Source organism: Desemzia sp. C1, assembly GCF_020882875.1.
GTDB lineage: Bacteria > Bacillota > Bacilli > Lactobacillales > Carnobacteriaceae > Desemzia > Desemzia incerta.
On the sequence record NZ_JAJIZP010000003.1, the window covers coordinates 2,238,729 to 2,263,360 of the forward strand.

Here is a 24,632-nt window from a genome sequence, read left to right on the forward strand (position 1 = left end):
ATTCCCATTCTTTTTTTGTGCTCTTTTAGATTTCTGTCATATGGCTTTCCAGTAAAGCCAAGCACTTTTCGTGATCGTGTTTGCGCGCAGAGCATTGATATCTGCCAAAAAAGATCAGTCGGTGATGAGCTTTACTCCATAATTCTGGCGGCAATTTCTTCATCAAAACCTCTTCTACTTCTCTTACATTAGCTTTTTGAGGAACGATTCCCAATCGTTTCGTTACTCGTTCAACATGAGTATCTACCGCTATTGCCGGCACTCCAAAAGCTACACTGAGAACAACATTAGCAGATTTTCTTCCAACGCCAGGCAACGACTGAAGTTCTTCTAACGTTTCAGGAACTTGTCCATTGAACTCAGTCACTAACTTGTGGCAGCATCCTTTTATATATTTGGCTTTGTTTCGGTATAAGCCGATTGATTTGATGTGCTCTTGGATCTCTTCTACTGTCGCGTGTTCAAAAGCTTCTGGAGTAGGAAATGCAGCAAACAATTGAGGCGTGATACGATTGACCGAGACATCTGTTGTTTGGGCACTCAACATAACGGCGATCAATAATTCAAAAGCATTCTGATGAATCAATTCGCATTCTGCTTCAGGAAAAATCTCTCCCATTGCTTCAATAATTTGGACAGTTTTCTTTTTGACAACAAGAAACCACTCCTTCAGTTTAATCTTGATTTTCCAACCAATTGTATAAGGGCACTTTTGGTTTAGAACTTGTATCGTTTTGAATCGGGGCAGCTGGTGCAGAAGCTTGTTGCTGACGTCTTCGTTTAGATTCTTGTACCACTTGAGCTTTGGTCTTAATATTTTTCTTTTCCCAATTCAATAATATCCGGTCTACATATTTCAAATTATATACTTGACTCAGTACAGCTTCTCTCAAAGCCATCTCAATCAATTCAATAGCGTATTTATCATCATCCAGCCACATTCCGATCGTCTGCATTTCCATCGGAGACAACGGCCGACCAAATTCAGATTCAAATCGGTTAAACAACTCTTTTTCAGAGAATTGCTCCGTTTTTATTTTTACAGAACGGTCTTCTTGATCTAACAATGTCGCTAGGCGTTCCCATAACAAGTCCAACTGGTAGCTATCGTTTGTTTTTCCGTCTTTATCGATACTCGTTTGAATACTTAAATATTTTTGCTGAATCAAATCGTGTATGGCATTAAACACTTTAGCTGTTGGCATTTGCATTCTTCCTGCAATAATTTCAATATCCGGAAAATCGCTTCCGCTATCCATTAGCGATTTCAACTGTATGATCAATATCAGCTGTTCATGACTTAAACCTAACTGACGGTAATGAGCTAATAACAAATTAGAAATGGTTGTATCACCATATTTGAGCCATTTTTGCAGCGGCGAAAGATTCATTCATACCATTCCCTTCTTAATCTTGTATTCTTAAACATGTCTATTGATCTAAATTTTTAATGCATGTTGTTTCAACAATCATCAAAAAGGAGCCGGGATTAATGTCCCAGCTCCCGTTCGGGTTCGTTCTTTTTAGAAATTTCTTATGGGTAAATACGGTTCAACAAGCGTGGGAATGGAATCGTCTCACGTACATGTTCCGTACCTGAAATCCATGCTACCGTTCTCTCAAGACCTAATCCGAATCCTGAGTGAGGAACACTTCCGTATTTACGCAAGTCTAAATACCAATCGTAATCTTCTTCTTTCAATCCAAACTCATGAATACGAGTTTTTAAAAGCTCATAATTTTCTTCACGTTCACTACCGCCGATGATTTCTCCGTAACCTTCAGGAGCAATCATATCTGCACACAATACAACATCTTCTCTTTCTGGGTGTTGTTTCATGTAGAAGGCTTTGATAGCTTTTGGATAGTTTACGATGAATACAGGTGTTTCATATTGACTCGCAATAAACGTCTCGTGAGGAGAACCAAAATCTATTCCCCATTCTAAATCTTCGAAGCCATTCTCTTGCAGCAAAGTAACTGCATCATCATAGCTGATTCTTGGGTAAGGCAATTGAGTGTATTTGCGCAATGTTTCTACGTCTCTGTCTAATGTATGCAAAGCTTGTTCGCAGTTGTCGATAACTTGTTGAACAATGTAAGCAACGTAGTTTTCTTGAACAACTAGACTTTCTTCATGGTTCGTAAATGCCATTTCAGGTTCCATCATCCAGAACTCAATCAAATGTCTTCTCGTTTTAGATTTTTCAGCTCTGAACGTTGGTCCAAATGAAAATACTTTTCCAAAAGCCATTACTGCTGCTTCCATGTATAATTGTCCACTTTGAGATAGGAACGCATCTTGATCAAAATATTCAGTATGGAATAATTCTGTTGTATCTTCCGCAGCACTTCCAGTCAAAATTGGCGGGTCGATCTTCATGAAACCTTCTTTATTAAAGAATTCATACGTAGCACGAATAATTTCGTTACGTACTTGCATAATGGCATGCTGTTTAGATGAACGCAACCATAAATGACGGTTGTCCATCAAGAATTCAACTCCATGTTCTTTAGGAGTGATCGGGTAATCATGGCTTTCACCGATTAATTGAATATCTTTTACAAGGATCTCGTAACCGAATTTTGAACGGCTGTCTTCTTGAATGATCCCTGTGATCATAACAGATGATTCTTGATTGATACTTTTTGCCAGTTGGAACACTTCTTCTTCTACATCACTTTTCACAATAACGCCTTGGAAGAAAGCTGATCCATCTCTTAATTCTAGAAATGCAATTTTTCCGCTAGAACGTTTATTAGCGATCCAAGCACCAATCTGTACTTCTTCGCCAACGTGATTTTTAGAGTCAATAATTCTGATACGATTCAACTTAGTAATCCCCTTTTGCCTATAAAATTTTCTTTTGTCTCTTTCTTTCACTTACTTCATTGTACTACAGGAATCTCTTTTGAAAAAGGACTTTTAAATATTCTCGATTCCTTTGATCCATTCGCCCGTCTCTAATGACAGGACATAGTAGCCCAAACGTCCATTTTCTTGCTTATACGCAACTTCCCATATGGCTGTATCTTCTTCGATCCCAATTCTGGCTTCAAGAACCTCTTTTGCATTGGTTTCTTTTTTAGCTAATTGAATCGCTTGTTTTTCCGTCACTAAATCTTTTTTATTCAATACAGTCGTTGCACCACCATCTTGAGCAACGATGGCCACGATTTCTTCGTTTTCTTCATTTAATCCGGTAACTGTGAAATAAGTTTGTGTTCCATTATACCAATAAAAGTCTGTCACTTCAGTCAAACCCGCCGCATCTTTAGCAACCGCGAAAGCTTCCTTTTCGGCTCTTCTTAGAGGCGCATTGGCTGTTCGATACACTGAAATAGAAAAAACAATTACTACGATCATTAAAATAATCGAAACGATTAAAACTTTTTTTTTCATTTTTGACAATCCCGTCTGTCTCTTAGTAAAATAAATCTTGCTTTAATTAACTCAGTATAGCAGATATAAAAGCCATTTTCTATATCTCATCAATTAAGAATTTTCTTAATTCCTCTTCCATTTGGTTCTCCGCAATTTTTTCGATTCTCACACCATTTGGTAAAGATCGCTGCATTTGTTTCCCAAAATTGGAATGAACCAAGCGCTCATCTAAGACGATAAAAACCCCTTTATCTGTTTCAGAACGTACCAGACGGCCTAATCCTTGTTTCAATCGCAGTGTCGCTTTAGGCAACGTATCTACATAAAAAGGATTCAAATGATTCTTTTTCATCCAATAATGCTTAGCCTTGACGAAGGGACGATCCGGCGATTCAAACGGCAACCTGGTCACCACGATAACACTCAAGGATTTCCCCGGCAAATCGACGCCTTCCCAGAAACTGTCCGCGCCCAGCAAAATACCTCCTTGAGACCTGAAAAAGCGTTTCAAGATACGTTCTCGACTTCCAGAAAGCCCTTGTGCCAGAATCTCTCTTCCAAAAAATTCCGGTTTTTTCTGCAATTCGGCATATACTTCATGAAGCGATTCATAGGAAGTAAACAGCACTAACATATTCTCTTGAGAATTTCTGCAAATACTGCTTAAGTAACGGACAATCATTTGAGCATACCGTTTTTTTGTCATAGATTTTATAGGTGTGACTTCTTTTGGTATCCAGAATCTGACTTGTTTTTCGTAGTCATAAGGAGAATTTAACTTCAATGTCTTTAGAGCCGTTTCCCCAATCTGTTTTTGAAAATAATCGAAACTGCCATCTACCTCTAACGTCGCTCCTGTATAGATGATCGTCGGTACTTTAGTGATCAACCGTTCTTTTAAAAATTGATCGTTGGTTACATAGGACTGTTGCGCAGTAAAACTATTTTTTGGACTTTTTTCAGTATAAGAAAACCAAGTCACTTCTTGCTCATTAGGGTTTTGGAATACCGTTATAAAAATGTCTTTTTGGTTTTCCAAGTCCGTCAAGCAGTCATAAAAATCAGTGATCAAATGCAATTCAGTTTGAGTAAATCGTTCTCTCTCTTTTAATAACGCATGAACGACTTCAAATCCTTGGAAACACACCTCATTCATCAATTGAATGACCTGTTTTGACGTTTTTTTAAATAAAAGACCGTCTTTCTCTCTGTCATAAGGAATATCGTAACGGTCTTTTCTAAACTCCTCGTTCAGCTCTGCTTCTGCACAGAATTGAAGCAACTCATCCACTAATTGAGACAATGTATCCATCAAAAAGTACACACTCATCTCAATATTTTCGACTTGTTGAGTAATCGATTGTGTCGGCTTATCGAGTAAGTCTGTCAACTGACCGATCAAGCTGCTTTTATCGTCTTTCTTACCCAACCGTTTGCCCATTTTCTGCAAATAATAATACCGAAAAACCTGGCTTGTGGAGCTTTGCGCAACTTCACTTAAATGATGTGCCTCATCAACGATCAAACTCGTGAAATTGGACAATGTCTTGTCTTCTTTTTGAAGGTCATGGCACAAATACGCATGATTCGTCACAATGATGCCAGCATGTTGGACCAAATTTTTTGCATGAAGATAAAAATCTTCTTCATACCACTCATCTTCTGTTTCGTTGCCCAGCCAACCGCGATGACGAACCTTGTTCCAAAAAGGCTGATCGTAACTCGTCAAGTTTAATTCGTCTAAGTCTCCAGTTTCCGTTTGAGTCAACCATACCAGTACTTTCATTTGGTAAATGGCTTCCAGTTTTTGGGTAACAGGTTTCTGCAACAAACTGTCAAATTTAGACAAATGGATATAATGACTTTTGCCTTTCAACATTGCTGCTTGAATGGGAAAAGGAATAATCTTTTGCAATTGGACGATATCTTTATAAAAGAGCTGCTGTTGCAGCAAAGTCGTATACGTACTCACTACGATTGGTTTCTCGCTGGACGCATGAAAAACAGCCGGAAACAAGTAACCGAAAGTTTTCCCAATTCCGGTCGGGGCTTCTATAGCAATATGCTCCGTTTTTTCTCCAGTAAGTGTTTCTTGTATCGTATCCATCATTCGAATCTGAGTATCCCTCAATTCAAAATGAGGTGTAAACAAGGCGGCTTTTTTATCGGAGGTATACGGGTAATCAAATCGTTCACGATGGTTTTTCTGCTCAAAAGATACATTTTTTTTGCGTAATGCCAACCCTTTTTTAATCATCAACTGCTCGGGAAGTTCAGCAATGTTGTCTTTCATTTCTGCTAGATTGATTTGGAAAAAGAGCTGCGTGTCCATCGTACAATGAGCAGCAATAGACGTGATCTTTTCTACCGTTACCAACGGCAATTCCAGAAGTTTTTGTTTCATCAATAAAAACAGTTCTGCTGTTGCATACGCATCACTGTAAGCTTGATGAGGATTGGTATGTACAATACCTTGCGCGTTCATTAAGTCATTCAACGTAAAACTGGGTTCTGTAGGAAATAAAATTTGCGCTAATTCAACAGTATCTATCCCTTTCAACGTCAAAGGAGGCAACCCGCAACGAACCATCTCCTCAGATAGAAAAAAGTAGTCGAATTGAATATTGTGCGCCACAAAGACGCACCCTTCCAGCAAATTGAAGATAGTTGCTGCCACATCTTCAAAATAAGGAGCAGTAGCTACTGTTTTATTGGATATCCCTGTTAAGTGTTCGATCTCTTTAGGGATATTTCTTAACGGGTTCACATCAGTCGCAAATTGATGGACGATTTGATCATTTTCGATCAACACACATCCAAATTGAATTATCCGGTCTCCACTTTGCACATTTCCACCTGTTGTTTCTATATCGACAACAGCATATGTGGTTTTCTCATCCATTATTGTCACCTAATTCTTTTATCGATTTCATCTCTCACATCATACCACAGTTTTGATTCTATAGAGCTGTCTTTCGTGATCTATCTATCACATCAGCGGCATGATCATTTGCTCATAAACTTTTCTGTCTCAACGATCGCACGTTTATGAATACCTGAAGCAATCAGCTGGTCTTCTACCGTTGCTTCAAATTGAAAAACCAGCACTCGTTTTTCTTGCTGAACCAGGTTTACTTTGCACAACACCTTTTTCCCTAAGGCTGTAGCAGCTGAATGATTCATCTATATCTCGATCCCGACTGTGGTTTGTCCGGGATCTACAAGGTTTTGGATGCTCTCTTTAGCTGTGTTCTCGACCATCGCTACTAGAGCCGGAGTGGCTAAGACTGCTAAATCACCCGATCCCATAGCAGCAGCTGTATGTTTTTCTTCCACAACAAACAGTTTACTGGCATAGTCTTTCATCCTTTGATCCCCTCACTGGTGTGTATTTTTCACCCAATTTAAAATAGCTTCTTTCGTATTTTCTAACTGTTCTGTCACGATCAGTTGCTCGATTTCATTTAATACTTCGCCTAACCATCTTCCAGGTTTAATAGCCAAAACCGCTAAAATATCATTCCCTGTAACGACAATATCGCTTTTTCCTTTGATCGCTAATTGCTCGTAACGCGTTTTTACAGATTCCAGGTCAGCTGGTACTTGCAGCTTAGAGACCATTTCTTCCACTTCCAGCGCAATCTCCAAACCTGCTTGGTACAGCTCTAAAGAAGTCAAAGGATGATTTATTCTAGTTCTCAATGTACCAACGGCAAGCGTTACCGCCTGCATTTCTTTATTCGAGCACTTCCATCCTTTTAAAAAGGCCGTTGTTTTTTCGGTCGGGATACCTAAATGGTACAGCAATAGTGTCCATGCAGATAAACGAGTAGGAAGCTCTCCTTCAAATTGAGCGAACTGCACCAATTGTGATCGGTAAGCGGCTAATCCGGGACAATATTGATAGAGTCCAGTGTCGATAAACAGCGTCAATCCTTTACTACGTCCTTTTCCTTGCAGTAATTTCATAAACTCTATGGCAATACGTTCTACTGAGATTTTTTCCAATAATGCCTGATGCTGATTAATGGCTTCTTGAGTGTCGTGTTCCATAGTGAAACCTAGTTGACTTACAAAACGAACAGCCCGCATCATACGTAAAGCATCTTCATGAAATCGTTCTTGAGGAGACCCTACTGCTTTAATGATCCCTTGTTTCAAATCCTCTTGTCCATTAAAGTAGTCCATGATCTGCCCCTTTTTATCCATTGCTAGAGCGTTCACGGTAAAATCTCTTCTTTTCAGGTCTTCTTCTAATGAGCGGACAAACTCAACTTTATCCGGACGTCTAAAATCCTGGTACGTCGATTCTGTCCTAAAAGTCGTGATTTCATAAGCCTCTCCATCCCATAACACCATGACTGTTCCATGTTCTATTCCAACATCGATCGTTTTAGGAAAAATCTGCTTAATTTCAGCAGGAAAAGCACTAGTCGCGATGTCGACATCATTGATTTCTTTGCCTAACAGGGCATCTCTGACACTGCCCCCTACGAAATAAGCTTCAAAACCTACCGCTTCGATTTGTTCGATCAAGGGTAATGCTTGCACAAAAGTTTGATGGATTAATTTCATAGCAGATTTTCCAATCCATAGACCAATTGTTCATTTTCCATCACTTTAGTACACGCTAATGCTACACCTGTCATAAAAGAAGAGCGGTCATAAGAATCGTGGCGAATGGTCAGTCCTTCACCTGTGCTCCCGAATTGGACTTGTTGGTGAGCCACTAATCCCGGAAGTCGAACACTGTGGATCTTCATTCCTTGATAATCCGCTCCACGTGCTCCTGCAAGACTTTCTTTTTCATCTGGGTGTCCTTGTTGATGGGCTCCTCTTTCTTCAACGATCATTTCAGCGGTTTTGATCGCTGTACCGCTTGGAGCGTCTAATTTATTGTCATGGTGCAATTCGATGATTTCTACATCTGGAAAGTATTTCGCTGCTTGAGCTGCAAACTGCATCATCAAGATAGCTCCAATAGCGAAATTAGGCGCTATAAGGCCTCCTATACGCTTTTGATCTGCCAGTCTTTGCAATTCCTTAACGTCTTCTTCGTCTAACCCTGTTGTCCCTACTACGGGGCGAATACTATTCTCTAAAGCAAATCGTGTATTTTCATACGCTACTTCAGGAATCGTAAAATCGATCCATACGTCTACTGAAGTTTCCGCTAGTACGTCTTCTTTGCGATGAAAGACAGGAATATCTTCCGTATACTCGCTCAATTCATTTAAATTACTTTCATCAGCGTGAGGATCCAATACACCTACCAGTTCGAATTCAGGCGTATCTAAGACCATTTTGGTCGCTGTGCTGCCCATTTTCCCTTTAAATCCAGCAACGATTATTTTTATCATGTCATTCTTTCCTTTCAAAACGATTGGCATCTCGTTCATTGAATTTTTTCATGATCGTATCAAACGATTCTGTTAAGTCAATATCTAAAGAATTGGCTAACGAAATCAACACGAACAATGTATCTCCTATTTCTTCTTTCACTTCTTTTGTTTCTTCTGAGGGTTTCTTTTGTTTTTCGCCATAATAGTGATTGATTTCTCTGGCCAATTCTCCCACTTCTTCTGTGAGTCGCGCCAATTGACCTAATGGAGAAAAATACCCTGTCTTGAATTGTTGGATATACTCATCCACTTCTTTTTGGATAGCTGAGAGACTTTTTTCCATTTCTTCTTCCTCGATTCTGTCAGTATTTAAATTAAACCCGCAACCATTATGCTGTGCTTTTTGTTACCAGTTTCAGTTTCTTCAAAAATGGCGAACCTTTCCATTTTTATACTAGTCTATTTTCTCTTTTATTAACAGAAAAATCAAGAAGTTAACGTATATCTCTTTTGTCCCTCATAAAAGTACACGGTAGCTTCCAAAATCGTTTCATTATATAATAATAAATAATTTTATTTTATTGAGGAGGAACACTATGGAAGAAAAAGAAGTTTTGTCGGCATTATCAGATAAAGGTTATCAAGCAGCCATCGGCCAAACCGTTATGGGAACTCTTCAACCTAAAGGGGCTTTGTTATCTCCGATGGCCAGAGCTACTAAAGTAAAAGTTCACTATTTAACCTTTAATGACGAACAAGAAATGATTGTATTGCCTTTATCCTTTTGGGGAAAGTTGGTTCCAGAAGAAATTTATGCTATTCCCCTGTCAGATGTTGCAAGTATCGCAATTAAAAATAGAGGCCTTTATTATAAAATGTTCATCAAATATCACAATCACGCCTATAGAAAAAAAGATGTTTACCAAGTCAACAAATGGATTGCAAAACACCCGTGGCAAAAAACGAATGTTGCTGCAATTGTTGAAAGACTGCAAAAACAACTGGCTGTCTAGTGGTTTTTACATAACACGAACTCACATTATATGGAGTTTGCTTTTCTTATATTCCGTTTTTTATATGAGAAAACACTTTTGAACTCGTATTGCTTCTTATAAAAAAAGAAGGTATTATCTTAAGGGTGTCTATAAATTAACTGAAGAATCATCTATTTGGATACCCTAAGGAAACATGATTTTCAGAAATAAGGAATGATAAAATGCAAATAAATAAGTTACATATACTAAAGAACCTCTTTTTAATCACTTTCGGGTGTGCTTTATTTGGATTTAGTTTAGTAAATATCAACATAGCTAATGACTTGGCAGAAGGCGGTTTTACGGGGATCACGTTGATTCTCAATAGTTTATTCGGAATCAATCCGGCCTATTCTACATTGATTTTAAACATCCCCATGATTTTTATCGGATGGAAATTATTGGGCAATCAGTCTTTGATTTACACTCTTTATGGGACAGTTATGTTGTCCTTTTTCTTAGATGTTTGGCAACGAGTCCCAGTAACGATTCCTATTGGAGATGACTTGCTGATTGCAGCTATACTTGCCGGATTAGGCGGCGGTATCGGAAGTGGGTTGATTTACCGAGCTGGAGGCACTACTGGAGGTTCTGATATCATTGCGCGTATTGCAGAAAAGAAATACGGTATTGCGATGGGGAAAACTTTATTGGCCTTTGATGTATTGGTTTTGGTGTTGTCTTTAACTTATATTGATTTGCCTCACATGATGTATACTTTATTGAACTCATTTGTTTTTACTCGAATGGTAGATTTCATCCAAGATGGATCTTATTCTGGTCGAGGTGTGTTAGTGATTTCTGATAAAAGCGGCGCTATTGCCGATAATCTTCTAGCTGAACTGAATCGCGGTGTAACATATATCAAAGCAGAAGGTGCTTATTCTAAAGAAGAAAAAAATATTTTGTATTGTGTGATGGGTGCTCATGAAATCGTACTAGCTAAAAATATCATCAATCAAACGGATCCCAATGCATTCATTTCGATCCTTTCAGTCCACGAAGTTTTAGGTGAAGGATTTTCTTATGACCCGAAACCTAAGAATCGCTTGCTGAAAGCTAAAAAATAACTGCATAATCAAAAAAGGTGCCGCTTCTCGAAAAGAGAATCGACACCTTTTTGATTATAAATTAATTTTCTTTTGATGGTTCAATAATTCTTTATCGATTTCTTTCAGCTTCGTAGAAAATTCAATAAACTCTTGACGGTTGCCGGATTCCAATGCTTCATCGATCAATTTCAGCATCACTTGTTTCTTTTCGCTTAAATTTAAATGGATGATGGCATGTTCAGCGTCTTTCTTCACGTCTTTAGGGATAGTATCATTCCATCTGTGGTAAGGGTTGTCTTCTAAAATAGCTAAATATTCCTCTGTTTTCCAGGGTTCTCTGAATACTAATTCGAGATACATATCTTCATGCCAATTGAGTCTGACTTCATGAAAAGCTTGCTCAGGGTCACTAAAAGACTTTCCGTCTTTGTAAAATAGAAAAGGTTCATTGTCCATTCCAACAGTCGACATCATGATCCCTCTAGGAGTAGTTTCCACATCCTCAACAAAATGAACCTTGTTCAACACAATATCGTGATTCAACAAGTAATTCAAAATCCACATAGATTCTCTTCTTTTTAGTTGATGACGATCTAAAAACCAGCCAATGAAGGATTTTTTTTCTTCTAAAGAAACTTGGATATTCATAGGAAAACCCCCTTATACTCCCTTTAGCTTATTATACCCCAGGATGTTAATAGTTGCTATTTATTGACTCGTAGAAACTCAACATTTCTTCATCACTTGGTTCAATGAGCAAGTAGTCGCGCAAGACTTCTTTAATGAATACGCGGTCTCCTTCTTCTCTCAAATAGGAAATATAGTTCTTCAAGAACGAAGCGTTCTGTTTGAAAGAAGGATAAGCTTTGGCAAAAGAGTTCCCTGCTGCTTCATATTCTTCCAGCCCTTCGTTAGCGATAGCCATATTCCAATAGAATTGTGGATCAACTTCATCTTCTGTTAAAGCATGTTGAATGATCTCAACAGTTTCTGAGAAACGTTCTTGCTTGTTCAATAAGTTGGTATACGCCAACAAGTAAGCTGCATTATCAGGATCTAATTCGAGCGCTTTTTGATAATAACCTTCTGCGGCTTCTTCATCTTCTAGTTTGAGATAAATGTTTGCTCCTTGAACATACAGTTCAGGATTGAATTCATCATACTGTAATCCTTCCTGGATGACTTCTTGTGCTTTATCCAACCGAAGCTCTTCTTCCAACCCTTTAGCCAAATAAGGGTACACAGACGTATAACTCGGGTCCAATTCTTTTAATTTAAAGAATGCTTCATTCGCTCGTTGGTATTCTTTTTGCTGCATGTACGTGAAACCTAACTGGAATAGCGTGTCTACGTGCTCGCTTTCTTCTAAGCTTTGCTTCAAGTAGTTGATCGCTTCTTCAAAATCTCCCATGGCACTGTAAGCTCCGCCACATCGTGCAGACAAATTGATACCCGATAACTCATCGTATCCCTGTACCATTAAATCTTCATAACCTTTAATAGCTTGAGCGTATTTTCCCATCGAAAAGTGCAATTCTGCTAAAGCGAAAATAACAGCCGGTTCGTCTCCTACTACTTCTTTAGCTTGCAGCAATTTTTGCTCGCTGACTTCATACAGCCCTTGAACATAGTACAAGTCTGCCGACACCAATAGTGCTTGAGGATAAGCTTCACTTGTCTCTTCGATTTTTGCCAGCCAATCCATTGCTGATTCCATATCGCCTTCTTCAATAGCAATCTCTGCCAACCCAACTTTTAATTCATCGTTTTCTGGATAAACTTCTAATAATTGCAAGTTGATGGCTTTCGTCTCTTCAATAAAACCTAGTTCATACAAGCTATCGCTTAAAAGATACAATTCTTCATCAGAATCGTGTTCCAAAGCTTGAGCAAATAAGAGATTAGCTTCTTCTAAATTTCCATCTTTTAAAGATTGAATCATTTTTTCTCCATATGACATCACAAAAACCTCTTTCACAGTACTACACAATTTTGTTAGTTCCCAGTTTAACACAGTTTAACAGAGAAAAACAGCTATCGCACCAAGCGTCAGTATTTTTATTTGAGTTTAGAATAGCCCTTTTCCCCATAAACGAGTTTGGTTCTAGAATTTGTTTTATTGATTTACTCTTATAGATAAATTTTGTTATTTTTTTAAATTAAAAACGGAAAATCCATCTATTTGCGTATATACTCATCTCAAAAAATGGAGTATACTCAAAATGAAATAAATTAATTGGTATACCACATAGTATTGGAGGAGGCAGACATGAAGAAATTAAAAGTTTTTTCTCTTGTTTTATTGTTTGCACTGTTTTTTATAGGGGTCAAGGATGTTAGCGCAGCCAGCTCAGTCAAAGTTCATTTTCTAAATGTTGGTCAAGGTGATGCTATACTGGTTCAAACACCCAATGAGAATATTTTGATTGATGGTGGAGGAAAAGGTAAAGGCCCGGATGTCGTTAACTATTTGAAGAAAAACAAAGTCACTTCTCTTACGGCTGTTGTTTCTACTCATCCAGATGCTGATCATGTGGGAGGTTTAGCTCATGTGATTAAGAATATGAAAGTTGGTAAAGTGTATGCTCCAAATGTCAGTCATACTACCCAAGCATATAAAGACTTTTTAACAGCTGTTAAAAACAAGAAACTAAAGATCACTGCAGTTAAACAAGGTCTAGAGATTCCAACAAAAGCAAAAGATATTACCTTGAAATTCCTAGGTCCAGTCAAGTCGTATGCTAAAAGCGATTTAAACAACTGGAGTGCTGTTTTACATCTGAAACACAATAAAAAATCCTTCCTATTCACGGGAGATGCTGAAACAAAATCTGAAAATGATCTGTTGGCTAAAAAATTGATTTCTAAAGTAGATGTCTTAAAAGTTGCCCATCACGGTTCTAAATACTCTACGTCTGCTAAATTTTTAGATAAAGCAAAACCTACATATTCTGTCATCTCTGTAGGTAAAAATGGATACAAGCACCCTACTTCTGATGTTTTAAATCGTTTGAAAAAAGTGAAGTCAACCGTTTACCGTACGGATAAATCTGGCAACGTTATCTTCACTTCTAATGGTTCAAAAATAACAGTAAAGACGGTGAAATAAATGGAAAAAGGAATTATTGATCGCTTTGAAGACAACCTAGCTGTTGTAGAATTTGGCAAGGAAATGCGGGATATTCCTAGAAATGAGCTGCCTAAAAACGCTGAAGTTGGCGATATGCTGATTTTTGATGGTAAGTCGATTACTATTGATAAAGCCGGAACCGAGAAACTACGCGCTGAGATCGAAGAATTGATGAATGAATTATTTGAAGAAGAATAAAAAAATCCCTTGCTGAATTCCAGCAGGGGATTTTTTGCTCTATTAGTTAACTCTATGCAATCCAACTTTATTGAACAGCTAGAAAAAAGTTGTTTGTAAAAGAAGTGCTATATTTTTGCTATATTTAAATTTTAAACCACCCTAGACATGACAAAAACCCCTGACGTATCAGGGGTTTTTAAGTACAGATTATTTAACTGCATCTTTAAGCGCTTTACCTGGTTTGAATGCAGGTACTTTGCTTGCATCGATTTGGATTTCTTCCCCTGTTTGAGGGTTACGTCCTTTACGAGCTGCGCGGTCACGTACTTCGAAGTTACCAAATCCGATGATTTGAACTTTTTCACCATCGCTTAGTAATTCTTGGATAGATCCGAAAACAGCGTCAACTGCTACAGTTGCTTGTTTTTTGTTAAGATCTGTTTTAGATACTACACTCTCGATTAATTGTGCTTTATTAGCCATTTATAATTTCACCTCCTCGAAAAGAAGAATCGATGTTCGTTTTTTATAAACATCCTAAGTCATTTTTGAGTGGTCCAAAAACAACAAGTAGTGAAATGAAAATTAGTTGATCTAAATGACATTTCATCTAAAAAGATATCACACAAATATTGATACTGCAATGTTTTTTAGTGATATTCAGCAATTTTCCCAAAGGTTTGATCAAAACTTGGGAAAAAGTTGAACTTCCATATCAACTGTGGTAAAATACCGAATTTTACTTTCTACGGCGCGTAATCAAGCGTATTGGAGTCCCTTCAAAACTAAAGGTATCTCGCAAACGATTTTCTAAATAACGAGCGTAAGAGAAATGCATCATTTCTGGTTCGTTAACGAACACCACAAATGTAGGTGGTTTGGTAGCCACTTGAGTTGCATAGTAAATCTTCAGACGTTTTCCTTTGTCTGTAGGCGTTGGGTTCATAGCTACTGCATCCAAAATCACTTCGTTTAACGTAGATGATTGAATACGCAATCTTTGGTTTTGGCTTACTCTGCTGATTAATTCTGGTAATTGGTGCAAGCGTTGTTTCGTTAAAGCAGAAACATAAATGATCGGAGCATAGCTCAAGTACGCGAATTCTTCACGGATATTATCCTCAAAAGTCTTCATCGTCTTTGTATCTTTCTCGATTGCATCCCACTTGTTCACTAAAATAATGATTCCTTTACCAGCTTCATGCGCGTATCCAGCAACCTTCTTATCTTGCTCTCTGATGCCTTCTTCAGCATTCAACACGCAAAGGACAACATCTGACCGTTCGATCGCTCTAAGGGCTCTTAAAACACTATATTTCTCTGTATTCTCATAGACCTTCCCTTTTTTACGAATCCCGGCAGTATCGATCATCACAAATTCTTCTCCGTCTTTAGACGTGAAAGAGGTATCGATCGCATCTCTTGTTGTTCCCGCTACATTAGAAACAATCACTCGTTCTTCTCCAAGGATCGCATTGACCAATGAAGATTTTCCAACATTCGGTCTACCGATCAAGCTGAATTTAATGACTGAATCGTCGTATTCTTCTTCGCCTTCTTCTGGAAAATGCGTGATAGCTGCATCTAATAAGTCTCCCAATCCAATTCCATGACTTCCTGAAACAGGATACGGTTCTCCTAGTCCTAATGAGTAGAAATCAAAAATATCCGTTCTCATTTCTGGATTATCTACTTTGTTCACCGCTAATAACACCGGCTTATTGCTGCGGTATAAAATTTGAGCTACATTTTCATCAGCATCTGTGACACCTTCTCTTGCACTCGTAAGAAAAATGATCACGTCTGCTTCTTCAATAGCGATTTCTGCTTGCTGTCTAATCTGTTCTAAAAAGGGTTCGTCCCCTATATCAATTCCACCTGTATCAATCACATTAAATTCTTTTCCTAACCACTCTGCTGGAGAATATATCCGGTCACGGGTAACTCCTGCAATGTCTTCGACAATAGAAACACGTTCTCCGACAATACGGTTAAAAATTGTTGATTTTCCTACATTTGGACGACCAACAATGGCGATTACTGGTTTTGCCATGTTCTAGCCTCCTCTTTTTCTACTTTTGTACTCTTACTAGTTTAGTTTAATTTGTGCAAAGTTGCAAACAACATTTGCAATTTAACGCGTTGTTTACGTTTTTATTTTGTTTTTAGCCACAAAAAAGCATGTGGTCTCCATGGAAACCACATGCTCCTGTTGTTTATATGCTTGATTACTCTTTTGAATCTTCCTCTTCAGTTGAGATATCTGCCAATTGGTCTCCGATCAAGTCTCCTAAAGTAAAGCCTGTTTCCTCTTCAACTTCGGGAACTTCTTCAGCTCTTGGTTCTTGATGGATACGTTCAGGTTTCTCTTCTAGAGCTTTGATACTTAGTGATAAGCGTTGTTCTTCAGGGCTGACAGACAACACTTTCACTTTGATTTTTTCTCCAACTGTTAATACTTCATGCGGAGTCGCAATGTGATTGTGGGAAATTTGAGAAATGTGAACCAAACCTTCAACACCTGGGAATACTTCAATGAAAGCTCCAAAGCTTGTTAACCGTTTAACTTCACCTTCCAAGATCGCGCCTGCTGTAGCACGTTCTTCAATGTCATCCCATGGTCCAGGCAATGTTTCTTTGATAGATAAAGAAATACGGCCTTCTTCTTTATTTACAGAAAGAATTTTGACTTGTACTTCTTCTCCAACAGTCAATTCATCGCTAGGCTCATTGACATGGCCATATGAAATTTCAGAAATGTGAACCAAACCGTCCACTCCGCCAAGATCGATGAAAGCACCAAAGTTAGTCAAACGAGCTACTGTACCTGTAACCGTTTCTCCTTCAACTAAGTTAGCCAACGCTTCTTCTTTCTTCGCTTCATTTTCTGCTTCTGCGACTGCTTTATGAGATAAAATCAAACGATTTTCGCTTGGTTCAATCTCAATGATCTTAAAGGTCATGGTTTTTCCTTTGTATTCTGAAAAGTCATCTACAAAGAAAACTTCTACCATAGAGGCTGGCACAAAACCGCGTACTCCAACATCTACAACAAGTCCGCCTTTAACAACGTTCGTTACTGGAGCCTCGATAATATTGCCTTCTTCGTAATCTTTTTGGATTTTTTCCCAAACTTTTTTCGCCTCGATACGGCGTTTAGATAACAAATAGCTGCCGTTTTCTTTGTCTTTACTTTCTTTGATCACGACAAGATCCATTTTATCGCCGACTTTGATCACGTCTGAAACATTTTCAAAAGGTGACGCTGACAATTCATTGTGGGGAATAACGCCTTCTAATCCGCCGCCTAATCCCACGATTGCCTGTTTGTTTTCATCAATCGCTAAAACTTCACCTTCAACGATATCTCCGATGCTGATTTCCTCAACGTCTTTCATAACATCTGACATAGATTGTTGTTCTTCAACTTCATGTATATTCTCATTTTCTGTCATGTGGCATCCTCCTAATAACGAAATAAATCCTACACATATTATTTTACCTAATCATTAGTAAGAATGCCAATAAAAGTACTGTAATTTTGAAAAAAGATTACAATTAGATTAATTTTAGAATAATTTCTTTCATTTTACCTACTACTTCATCAATCGATAAACTGGTAGTATCCAGCAAAACTGCATCATCTGCTTGGACTAGAGGCGATACCTCGCGATGAGAATCTTTATAATCGCGATCTTCGATTTCTTTTTGCAAGACTTCTAAAGGAGTTTCGATTCCTTTGCTGATATTTTCTTTGTATCTTCTTTCTGCTCTTTCTTTTGCACTAGCTACAAGAAAAATCTTTACCTCAGCATCCGGTAATACAGCCGTTCCAATATCTCTTCCATCCATAACGATGCCGCCTGCTTCTGCGATCACTTGTTGGCGGCGCACTAATTCTTCGCGAACGCCTTTATGAGCTGATACAGCTGAAACCGCATTTGTTACATCTGGTTGTCTGATGTCAGTCGTTACATTTTCACCATTTAAGAATACTTTTTGCTGATTTCCATCAGGTTCAAAAGTAATGTCCGTATCTTTTAAAAGAGCTACCAGTTTACTCTCGTCTTCTACATCTACGTCATGTCTTAACGCTTGCAGTGTCAGAACTCTGTACATGGCTCCCGTATCACAGTAAATGTAATTTAAATCACTTGCTAAAATTTTTGCTACTGTACTTTTACCAGCGGAAGCCGGTCCATCTATCGCTATTCTCAACTTTTTATCCACTTAAGTTCCTTCTTTCTTCCAAAAAATGTCCTTGATCAGCAGTATAGCTGCCAAGCTGTTTTCTTTACTGAGCTTTGTACAGACCATTAGGTTGATTTGCACAAAAATAAAGAGCTGAGACGATGATCTCAACTCTTTAATGCTTCACTATTTTACCATTAGAACGGTACCTACTGCAACTTCATCTGTTGTCAAACCGTTTAAAGTTTTTAATTGATCTGTTGACATTCCATGATTTAACGCAATTCGGTATAAATTATCTCCTGGTTTTACAGTGTACGTCTTTGATGCGTCAGCAGGTTTAGATTCCGCAGCTTGAGAAGATTCAGTTGCTGCACTTTCTTCAACTGGTTTGGATTCGCTCTCCACTGCTTGAGAAGATTCTATTACTTTAGAAGATTCGCTGGAAGCAGCTTGTGAACTTTCACTTTTTTCTTCAGCAGCTTCTGTTTCTTTGGATTCAGATTCAGATTCGCTGGATTCTTTTTCCGGTTGTTTTTCTTCACTGTTGTCGGCTTCATTTTCTTTTACGATTAAAGTTTCAGATTCAGATTCGGCTGCCGTAGTAACTTGGTCGTTATAGGTATACCATAAATAAACACCTGTTGGTAATATAATAAAAAGGGCTAAAAATATCCATAATGATTTCAATACAGGCGATATTGCTTTATCAGCTTTTTTTCTTTCAGTTCTAGAATAATTGCCGTTTGTATATCCCTCATCTTCGTCAAATTTGCGAGACCATAACTCATCCGCATCATTTGAATGACCTTTTTTCTTTCTGGCCATGTACATCCCTCTCCTTTCTAATTTCATGATTATTATAGCATAGGATCTCTGTCATTTCCTTATAAATTTTCCAACAAAAATAGGTCATTTAGCGTATTTTGCCACTCTTTTTTGAACTCTTTATGACTATTTACTTGATTTTCTTCACTGGTTTGATATTTTTCCAAGTCTAATCCGCACGAAGAACAGCAGATTTCCGGTTTCTGCGTTAACGTTTCTTCAAAATAATGCAGCAGCAACTCACGCTTGCACTCAGGAGACTGGATGTAATGAATCATAAAGTACAATTGATTCTGTTTTACTTTTCGCTGCAGCTCCATTTGCCTTTTGACCTCTTGCAGCGGCCGCTTCAATTCTATAAACGAACTCAATAATTGCTTGTGGCTATCTTCATTCGGAAACAAATCCAATTTAGACGGATCTCGATAAACCATTTCAATCACATCTTCACTCGGCAAAGCTTCTTCTTGAAAACGTTGATGGATATAGTGGTCTCCTTGCTCATAGAACAATAAAGCCACACTAGGCTGGCCATCTCGACCTGCTCTCCCGATTTCCTGCAAGTAAGCTTCAGGGCTGGCTGGCAAGTGATAATGGAATACAAATCGAATATTGCTTTTATTGATCCCCATACCAAACGCACTAGTTGCACAAATAACATCTATTGCCCCTTGGATAAATTGGTGCTGGATCTTGATTTTGTCTCCTGTTTCTAAACTAGAATGGTAGCTTTCTGCCGCCAACGAGGTCTGAGAACGAATCAATAAAGCAATCTCATCCGCCATTTTCTTACTCGAGAAATAAATGATCCCTGGTTTGCTGATTTTTTGCACCATTTCAATCACTAACTCATTCTTATGCGCATGATTCTCGCACTGGATCGTCCCCAACGAAATATTTGGCCGGTTCACCGAGTAAAGGATTTGGTGCGTATCATCCGGCAACAACTGTAAGCTCGTGAGAATCTCTTCTCTGACTCGCGGAGTTGCAGTAGCCGTCAACGCCATAGTCAAAGGATTTCCTAAAGCTTTTCTGATTTGACCTAAACTGGAATACTCTGGTCTGAAATCCATCCCCCATTGAGAAATACAATGCGCTTCATCGATCACGAACAAACTGATTGAAATGGTTTTTAAAGCTTCCAATACTTGAGGCTGCAACAACATCTCAGGCGACAAATAAATGAATTTGAATTGATGCAACTGTCTGAGTACTTGACGTTTATGATTTGGAGAGAGCAAACTGTTTAAAGCCACGACTCTTTTTTCTCCATTCATTTTCAATTGTTCTACTTGGTCTTGCATCAATGAAATCAAAGGAGAAACAATGATAGCCGTTCCATTGGTAGCATAGCCAGTCAGCTGATAACAGATGGATTTTCCAGTACCTGTCGGCAGCATAACTAGAGTATTCTTGCCAGATAAGGCAGCTCTTATCGTTTCTTCTTGCCCTTCTCTAAAGGTGTCATATCCAAATTTGAGCTTCAGCAACTCATGAATATCCACTTTACTATCCATTTTTTCTCCTCCTTTCGATCTGCATCAATCGAAACCACAAAAATTCCATTGCCGGAATTTTTTCCTGCATGTCTTTAAATGTGTATGCTGGATTTTCATTCATCAGGTCTTCTGCTATTTGGTAAATTTCTTTTGGAATAAAAGGTTTGATGTCTACCTTGGGAAACAGTATAACCCACTCAATAAGGTGTTCAGAGACCGTACTTTTTTTCAAGTTGCGCAAATTCGTAACTTGTTCCAATGAATACCCTTTTTGAATCAGCTGAATCGTTTCTTTAGCGCTTTTAGACAGACTGTTGTCATTTTGTTCCATGATTTCTTTCAGAATCGAATAGAACAAAGGAACTTCCGTTTGTTGTTTTGCTGTCAATTCCACCAGTCTGCTGAAGGTATCTGCTTCCCTCATACTAATTTCTAGTGCTTCTACAGACATCCGTTCCGCAAGCTGTTTTTTGGTCAATCCGACAATTTGATGCCCGGACATCGACTGAGCAATGACGATTGCATTCTCGCTTTCTAATTGAGACAGCAGCAATTTCCATTCTTGTCCAAATTTCACAGCAGACTCTTGCACATCAGAACGTTGCTGCTTTAACCACTGTTTGGCCCACTGCTGGATAGCGCCGTTTTTTTCTAACGGAATATACCGTGAGTTGTTGTGTCGGATTTCTGAAAAGATTTGCGTTAAAAAATAAACTTTTTTCTGAAATTCTTGGACTGCACGCCCATGAGTCATCCAACGCACTTTTGTGGGATAATAATGATGGGAAAAATACCGTTCTGCAGCCTCTTTGCCTTCAACAGTCTGTCGGTATTCGTCAATATCAGAATTAAAAGTTACATATCCGACAGACACTAATTGATCTAATCTTTGAAAAAAAGCGTGCCGCACGATAGTTGGAAAAAAACCAAAAAAACAGTCCAAACTATAGTCTGCTGCACGATATAAAATAGAGGCTGTTTTTTTACCTTGTAATATATGAAAGACAGTAGACCCCTTTTTAGGCTGCTCAGTAGAAAAGAGAGTCAGTATAAAATAATCTGTGTATGTAAGTACCATATTTTTTTCCAGCCTTTACGTATTAAAAATTTCTGTTGCATGAACTTATAATTTTCTGTTCTTTACACTACTATACCAAAATTACAGATAAAATAGGCTTTTAAACAAAAAAAAACTAAAAACCGCTAAAAGCGATCTTTAGTTTCTCGTATGTTAAAAGTCTATTTGTTATTTTGCAGTGTTTAGTTTATATAATCCATTGCGTAAAAGCCAAGGTTTTAATTTTCCGAAAAGAACAATAAATACCACACTGATCAAAAACCCTTTAGCTAAATTGAACGGCAGTACCCCATATAGCACGTATTGCATCATTGGTCCTACATCAAAGTTTAACACCCACATATAAAGTGGTGCAACAACGTAATAGTTCAGAACAGACAATACTGCAGTCAACGTCAGCGTACCAGCCACGCTGCCTAGGATCAAATTGTTTAAAGATGTTCCTTTCTTACGTACGACCCAGTAGAGCGGAAGCAAATAAGAGACTGACGCGACAAAACTTGTAAGGTCTCCGATTGGAAAACCGGCATCTCCACCTGTTTGTACATAATGTAAGAGACTTCGGATAAAGGCGATAGCGATACCACCAACCGGTCCGTATAAGAACATGCCAATGATACTTGGCATATCACTGAAGTCTACTTTCAAAAAAGAGACTCCTGGTACGATAGGAAAAGAAAAGTTGATCAAAATAAAAGACATAGCGCCTAATATAGCGATTCCCACCATTTTCTTTGTGTTTCTTGTAGATCTTGTTTGCATAAAAATCCTCCTAAAAGGATTCATCAGCATGAGCATCTTGCGGTTAAACAGAATAGAAATAAAAAATGCTCCGTCTGCTTTTCTTCAGAATAGCAAACAGAGCATTGAATATATCACAATTCAAATAACCCCATCTTCTTTATCCAGACTTTACTGTCGGTACTGGAATTACACCAGTTCAACCAAACAAGACATTTGGCTCGTGGACTTTACCACCGGTCGGGAATTACACCCTGCCCCTGAAGACGAATCAATATTTTATTTTTTAATTCACTTATGATTATACGACAGTCGTCATTAAAAAACAAGCTTTTACTTACTTTTTATTCGTTTGGAAAATCATTGTCCATAATTTGTTCTTTTTCATCAATATACGGCATGTGGACAATGAAACTAGTACCTACATCCATTTCACTTTTCACTTCGACGTAACCACTGTGAGCTTCGACAATATTTTTCACGAGCGATAATCCGATCCCCGTCCCAATTCGATTGTCTCTTTGAGACGCTCTGGACTTATCTGCTTTATAGAAACGCTCAAAAACAAATGGCACATCTTCTTCTGGAATTCCAGTCCCGTTGTCTTGTACTTCCATCAACACTTCGTCAACGATAGTGTCCAAGTAGACACTAATTTTCACTTGACCTTCTTCTCTGTCAGCCATAATGGTATGACGAATAGCATTGTTGATCAGATTGACAAAAACTTGGTCCATTTTGTCCCTATCCATAAAGTAATTTTCCAGTGTTGGCTGTATCTCTAAACTCAGTGTCACATTCCCATTGGAAGCCATAGTACTGAAGCGCGAAAATAGTTGGTTGAAAAACTTCGATAAACTCACCTTAGTTTTTTCAAGAGTAATATACCCCGACTCTACACGAGATAAATCCAACATTTCATTTACCATGCGGTTCATTCGACGTGATTCTTCTCCAATAATTTTAGCCATTTCATGTTTTTCTTCCACTGTTTCTGCAACATCATCTACGATTGCTTCACTATACCCTTGGATCATAACTAATGGTGTTCGCAGCTCATGAGATACATTATTGATAAAGTCGACTCTCATCGTATCTAATCGTCTCTCTTGAGTCACATCTTGCACAGAAACCAGAACTCCACGCACATTCTCAATCGTTTCATCAAATAAAGGAATGATATAAACTTCATAATAAAAGTCGTTGGCAGAATGCTTGAAATGAATCTTTTCTGAATTGGAAATCACTTCTTGGATTTTTTCCTCTAAGAATTGAGGAACACGTACATCTTCTGGAAGATACCCTTGCTCAGAATTTCCTAAAAATTCTTCTCCGCTCGGATTCGACATCAGCAAGGTTTTATCTTGATTGTAGTACAAGATTCCTGTGGTGATATTTGTAACGATGTTTTCCAACAATTCTTTCTCTTGACGTGTTGCAGCACCGCTGGTTTCAAGTGAACGAGCCATTTTGTTCATTGCTAGTCCTAATTGCGATAACTCATCTTTATGTCGGACTTGAGCTTTACGACTAAAATCATTTGTTGCATAATCAAAAGCAATATCTCGCAGCTCTGTGATAGGTTCGCCTAAGCGTTTTTTCAAAAAATAAAACAACCAGACACCCACTATCAAATAGAGGATGACGATGATGATGATCCAATCTCTAAAATTGCTTTGCAGCTCATTCAAGAAAAGCAGGTCCCCAAATGATATCAGCAACATTCCCTCTCCGGCTGCTTCAAATTTGAACAACCGCATAATAAAGGGTGTGAGTATTTGATTTTCTTGACGGATCGTCTTCACCACTTGAGCATTCTCTCTAGCTTGTAAACTAGACAATACATCTGGATCCTTGATTACTTTTGTTTGAAAAGATGTTAAATCTTCCTCTAAGTCTACTTGACTGGCCAAATCTTCATCTAAAAAAACTCTGTATTCTATATGATTTGTGGCAATATTTATACTATCCAGCTGCTCTAAAAAAGATTCTGGATCGGTTTCTGCATAACCCTCAACTTGTTGGATTGTTTTTTTAAATTCACGAATATAACTTTGCTCTAGGTCCTGATTATATAAGGAACGGAAAGCCAAAATACAAGTGAAGAAAAACAATCCAATGATCCCCATAATGATCATCCATATTTTTGCAGATATGTTAGTGACTTTCATT

25 protein-coding genes and 1 riboswitch are annotated in these 24,632 nt (G+C 38.2%); of the genes, 4 read left to right on the plus strand and 21 right to left on the minus strand.

Annotated elements, in window-relative coordinates; all coding sequences use genetic code 11:
* Positions 1-25 precede the first annotated feature (25 nt).
* The 10 genes from nth to LMF32_RS11310 form a co-directional block, all read right to left on the minus strand.
* Positions 26-673 carry an endonuclease III gene (gene nth / locus LMF32_RS11265; protein WP_278046318.1) on the minus strand — a complete coding sequence of 216 codons (648 nt, stop codon included), beginning with the start codon at positions 671-673 and terminating at the stop codon, positions 26-28.
* Position 674: 1 nt separating this feature from the next.
* Positions 675-1,391 carry a DnaD domain-containing protein gene (locus LMF32_RS11270; RefSeq protein ID WP_230524809.1) on the minus strand — a complete coding sequence of 239 codons (717 nt, stop codon included), beginning with the start codon at positions 1,389-1,391 and terminating at the stop codon, positions 675-677.
* A 143-nt stretch (positions 1,392-1,534) separates the two neighbouring features.
* Entirely contained in the window at positions 1,535-2,833 is a 1,299-nt protein-coding gene (gene asnS / locus LMF32_RS11275) for an asparagine--tRNA ligase (RefSeq protein ID WP_092480097.1), read from the minus strand.
* Positions 2,834-2,926: 93 nt separating this feature from the next.
* Complete coding sequence (locus tag LMF32_RS11280; RefSeq protein ID WP_230524810.1) at positions 2,927-3,403, minus strand: DUF5590 domain-containing protein; 477 nt, start codon at positions 3,401-3,403, stop codon at positions 2,927-2,929.
* 79 nt (positions 3,404-3,482) lie between these two features.
* On the minus strand, positions 3,483-6,287 hold the full coding sequence (gene dinG / locus LMF32_RS11285; RefSeq protein ID WP_230524811.1) for an ATP-dependent DNA helicase DinG: 2,805 nt from the start codon (positions 6,285-6,287) through the stop codon (positions 3,483-3,485).
* A 104-nt stretch (positions 6,288-6,391) separates the two neighbouring features.
* Positions 6,392-6,568 (minus strand): hypothetical protein, encoded by a 177-nt coding sequence (locus LMF32_RS11290; protein WP_230524812.1) that lies wholly within the window; start codon positions 6,566-6,568, stop codon positions 6,392-6,394.
* Positions 6,569-6,751, minus strand: coding sequence for a hypothetical protein (locus LMF32_RS11295; RefSeq protein ID WP_230524813.1), 183 nt, complete (start codon positions 6,749-6,751; stop codon positions 6,569-6,571). It abuts the gene before it with no gap.
* Positions 6,752-6,763: 12 nt separating this feature from the next.
* Complete coding sequence (locus LMF32_RS11300; protein WP_230524814.1) at positions 6,764-7,960, minus strand: CCA tRNA nucleotidyltransferase; 1,197 nt, start codon at positions 7,958-7,960, stop codon at positions 6,764-6,766.
* A complete protein-coding gene (gene dapB, locus LMF32_RS11305; protein ID WP_230524815.1) occupies positions 7,957-8,745 on the minus strand; it encodes a 4-hydroxy-tetrahydrodipicolinate reductase in 789 nt (262 codons plus the stop codon). The genes LMF32_RS11300 and dapB overlap by 4 nt, the downstream gene beginning before the upstream one ends.
* A gap of 1 nt (position 8,746) precedes the next feature.
* A complete protein-coding gene (locus tag LMF32_RS11310) occupies positions 8,747-9,070 on the minus strand; it encodes a nucleotide pyrophosphohydrolase (RefSeq protein WP_188204195.1) in 324 nt (107 codons plus the stop codon).
* Positions 9,071-9,323: 253 nt separating this feature from the next.
* On the opposite strand from LMF32_RS11310, the gene LMF32_RS11315 reads away from it, so the two are divergent.
* On the plus strand, positions 9,324-9,740 hold the full coding sequence (locus tag LMF32_RS11315; protein WP_230524816.1) for a hypothetical protein: 417 nt from the start codon (positions 9,324-9,326) through the stop codon (positions 9,738-9,740).
* 203 nt (positions 9,741-9,943) lie between these two features.
* Positions 9,944-10,831, plus strand: a complete 888-nt coding sequence (locus tag LMF32_RS11320) for a YitT family protein (protein ID WP_188204197.1) — start codon at positions 9,944-9,946, stop codon at positions 10,829-10,831.
* Positions 10,832-10,885: 54 nt separating this feature from the next.
* On the opposite strand, the gene LMF32_RS11325 is transcribed toward LMF32_RS11320, so the two are convergent.
* Together LMF32_RS11325 and LMF32_RS11330 are read right to left on the minus strand one after the other, a co-directional pair.
* Positions 10,886-11,461 (minus strand): ReoY family proteolytic degradation factor, encoded by a 576-nt coding sequence (locus LMF32_RS11325; RefSeq protein ID WP_230524817.1) that lies wholly within the window; start codon positions 11,459-11,461, stop codon positions 10,886-10,888.
* Positions 11,462-11,507: 46 nt separating this feature from the next.
* Positions 11,508-12,773, minus strand: coding sequence for a tetratricopeptide repeat protein (locus LMF32_RS11330; RefSeq protein ID WP_092480106.1), 1,266 nt, complete (start codon positions 12,771-12,773; stop codon positions 11,508-11,510).
* 309 nt (positions 12,774-13,082) lie between these two features.
* On the opposite strand from LMF32_RS11330, the gene LMF32_RS11335 reads away from it, so the two are divergent.
* Positions 13,083-13,922: a ComEC/Rec2 family competence protein gene (locus tag LMF32_RS11335; protein ID WP_230524818.1), complete on the plus strand. Its 840-nt coding sequence runs from the start codon at positions 13,083-13,085 to the stop codon at positions 13,920-13,922.
* Positions 13,923-14,141, plus strand: coding sequence for a DUF3006 domain-containing protein (locus LMF32_RS11340; protein WP_230524819.1), 219 nt, complete (start codon positions 13,923-13,925; stop codon positions 14,139-14,141). It begins immediately after the preceding gene.
* A gap of 189 nt (positions 14,142-14,330) precedes the next feature.
* On the opposite strand, the gene LMF32_RS11345 is transcribed toward LMF32_RS11340, so the two are convergent.
* The 9 genes from LMF32_RS11345 to LMF32_RS11385 all read right to left on the minus strand — a co-directional run bounded on the left by LMF32_RS11345 (position 14,331) and on the right by LMF32_RS11385 (position 24,631).
* Positions 14,331-14,606 carry an HU family DNA-binding protein gene (locus LMF32_RS11345; protein ID WP_092480109.1) on the minus strand — a complete coding sequence of 92 codons (276 nt, stop codon included), beginning with the start codon at positions 14,604-14,606 and terminating at the stop codon, positions 14,331-14,333.
* 256 nt (positions 14,607-14,862) lie between these two features.
* On the minus strand, positions 14,863-16,176 hold the full coding sequence (gene der, locus LMF32_RS11350) for a ribosome biogenesis GTPase Der (protein ID WP_230524820.1): 1,314 nt from the start codon (positions 16,174-16,176) through the stop codon (positions 14,863-14,865).
* Between the two features lie 175 nt (positions 16,177-16,351).
* The gene (gene rpsA, locus LMF32_RS11355) at positions 16,352-17,578 is read right to left on the minus strand and encodes a 30S ribosomal protein S1 (RefSeq protein ID WP_230524821.1); all 1,227 of its coding nucleotides are present in this window, start codon (positions 17,576-17,578) and stop codon (positions 16,352-16,354) included.
* Positions 17,579-17,681: 103 nt separating this feature from the next.
* Positions 17,682-18,353 carry a (d)CMP kinase gene (gene cmk / locus LMF32_RS11360; RefSeq protein WP_230524822.1) on the minus strand — a complete coding sequence of 224 codons (672 nt, stop codon included), beginning with the start codon at positions 18,351-18,353 and terminating at the stop codon, positions 17,682-17,684.
* Between the two features lie 147 nt (positions 18,354-18,500).
* Entirely contained in the window at positions 18,501-19,142 is a 642-nt protein-coding gene (locus LMF32_RS11365) for a LysM domain-containing protein (protein ID WP_230524823.1), read from the minus strand.
* Positions 19,143-19,201: 59 nt separating this feature from the next.
* Positions 19,202-20,659 carry an ATP-dependent DNA helicase RecQ gene (locus LMF32_RS11370; protein WP_230524824.1) on the minus strand — a complete coding sequence of 486 codons (1,458 nt, stop codon included), beginning with the start codon at positions 20,657-20,659 and terminating at the stop codon, positions 19,202-19,204.
* Positions 20,652-21,719: a helix-turn-helix domain-containing protein gene (locus LMF32_RS11375; RefSeq protein WP_230524825.1), complete on the minus strand. Its 1,068-nt coding sequence runs from the start codon at positions 21,717-21,719 to the stop codon at positions 20,652-20,654. Before LMF32_RS11375 ends, LMF32_RS11370 begins: the two co-directional genes overlap by 8 nt.
* A gap of 168 nt (positions 21,720-21,887) precedes the next feature.
* A complete protein-coding gene (locus LMF32_RS11380) occupies positions 21,888-22,481 on the minus strand; it encodes an ECF transporter S component (RefSeq protein ID WP_230524826.1) in 594 nt (197 codons plus the stop codon).
* A 128-nt stretch (positions 22,482-22,609) separates the two neighbouring features.
* A riboswitch (FMN riboswitch) is annotated at positions 22,610-22,732 on the minus strand.
* 72 nt (positions 22,733-22,804) lie between these two features.
* Positions 22,805-24,631: an ATP-binding protein gene (locus LMF32_RS11385; RefSeq protein ID WP_230524827.1), complete on the minus strand. Its 1,827-nt coding sequence runs from the start codon at positions 24,629-24,631 to the stop codon at positions 22,805-22,807.
* Position 24,632: the final 1 nt, after the last annotated feature.

Bases quoted from the DNA above. Each gene is read 5' to 3' on its own strand.
- LMF32_RS11270 (WP_230524809.1), bottom strand. From the start codon at position 1,391: ATGAATCTTTCGCCGCTGCAAAAATGGCTCAAATATGGTGATACAACC.
- LMF32_RS11280 (WP_230524810.1), bottom strand. From the start codon at position 3,403: ATGAAAAAAAAAGTTTTAATCGTTTCGATTATTTTAATGATCGTAGTA.
- dinG (WP_230524811.1), bottom strand. From the start codon at position 6,287: ATGGATGAGAAAACCACATATGCTGTTGTCGATATAGAAACAACAGGT.
- LMF32_RS11290 (WP_230524812.1), bottom strand. From the start codon at position 6,568: ATGAATCATTCAGCTGCTACAGCCTTAGGGAAAAAGGTGTTGTGCAAA.
- LMF32_RS11295 (WP_230524813.1), bottom strand. From the start codon at position 6,751: ATGAAAGACTATGCCAGTAAACTGTTTGTTGTGGAAGAAAAACATACA.
- LMF32_RS11300 (WP_230524814.1), bottom strand. From the start codon at position 7,960: ATGAAATTAATCCATCAAACTTTTGTGCAAGCATTACCCTTGATCGAA.
- dapB (WP_230524815.1), bottom strand. From the start codon at position 8,745: ATGATAAAAATAATCGTTGCTGGATTTAAAGGGAAAATGGGCAGCACA.
- LMF32_RS11310 (WP_188204195.1), bottom strand. From the start codon at position 9,070: ATGGAAAAAAGTCTCTCAGCTATCCAAAAAGAAGTGGATGAGTATATC.
- LMF32_RS11315 (WP_230524816.1), top strand. From the start codon at position 9,324: ATGGAAGAAAAAGAAGTTTTGTCGGCATTATCAGATAAAGGTTATCAA.
- LMF32_RS11320 (WP_188204197.1), top strand. From the start codon at position 9,944: ATGCAAATAAATAAGTTACATATACTAAAGAACCTCTTTTTAATCACT.
- LMF32_RS11325 (WP_230524817.1), bottom strand. From the start codon at position 11,461: ATGAATATCCAAGTTTCTTTAGAAGAAAAAAAATCCTTCATTGGCTGG.
- LMF32_RS11330 (WP_092480106.1), bottom strand. From the start codon at position 12,773: ATGTCATATGGAGAAAAAATGATTCAATCTTTAAAAGATGGAAATTTA.
- LMF32_RS11335 (WP_230524818.1), top strand. From the start codon at position 13,083: ATGAAGAAATTAAAAGTTTTTTCTCTTGTTTTATTGTTTGCACTGTTT.
- LMF32_RS11340 (WP_230524819.1), top strand. From the start codon at position 13,923: ATGGAAAAAGGAATTATTGATCGCTTTGAAGACAACCTAGCTGTTGTA.
- LMF32_RS11345 (WP_092480109.1), bottom strand. From the start codon at position 14,606: ATGGCTAATAAAGCACAATTAATCGAGAGTGTAGTATCTAAAACAGAT.
- der (WP_230524820.1), bottom strand. From the start codon at position 16,176: ATGGCAAAACCAGTAATCGCCATTGTTGGTCGTCCAAATGTAGGAAAA.
- rpsA (WP_230524821.1), bottom strand. From the start codon at position 17,578: ATGACAGAAAATGAGAATATACATGAAGTTGAAGAACAACAATCTATG.
- LMF32_RS11365 (WP_230524823.1), bottom strand. From the start codon at position 19,142: ATGGCCAGAAAGAAAAAAGGTCATTCAAATGATGCGGATGAGTTATGG.
- LMF32_RS11370 (WP_230524824.1), bottom strand. From the start codon at position 20,659: ATGGATAGTAAAGTGGATATTCATGAGTTGCTGAAGCTCAAATTTGGA.
- LMF32_RS11375 (WP_230524825.1), bottom strand. From the start codon at position 21,719: ATGGTACTTACATACACAGATTATTTTATACTGACTCTCTTTTCTACT.
- LMF32_RS11380 (WP_230524826.1), bottom strand. From the start codon at position 22,481: ATGCAAACAAGATCTACAAGAAACACAAAGAAAATGGTGGGAATCGCT.
- LMF32_RS11385 (WP_230524827.1), bottom strand. From the start codon at position 24,631: ATGAAAGTCACTAACATATCTGCAAAAATATGGATGATCATTATGGGG.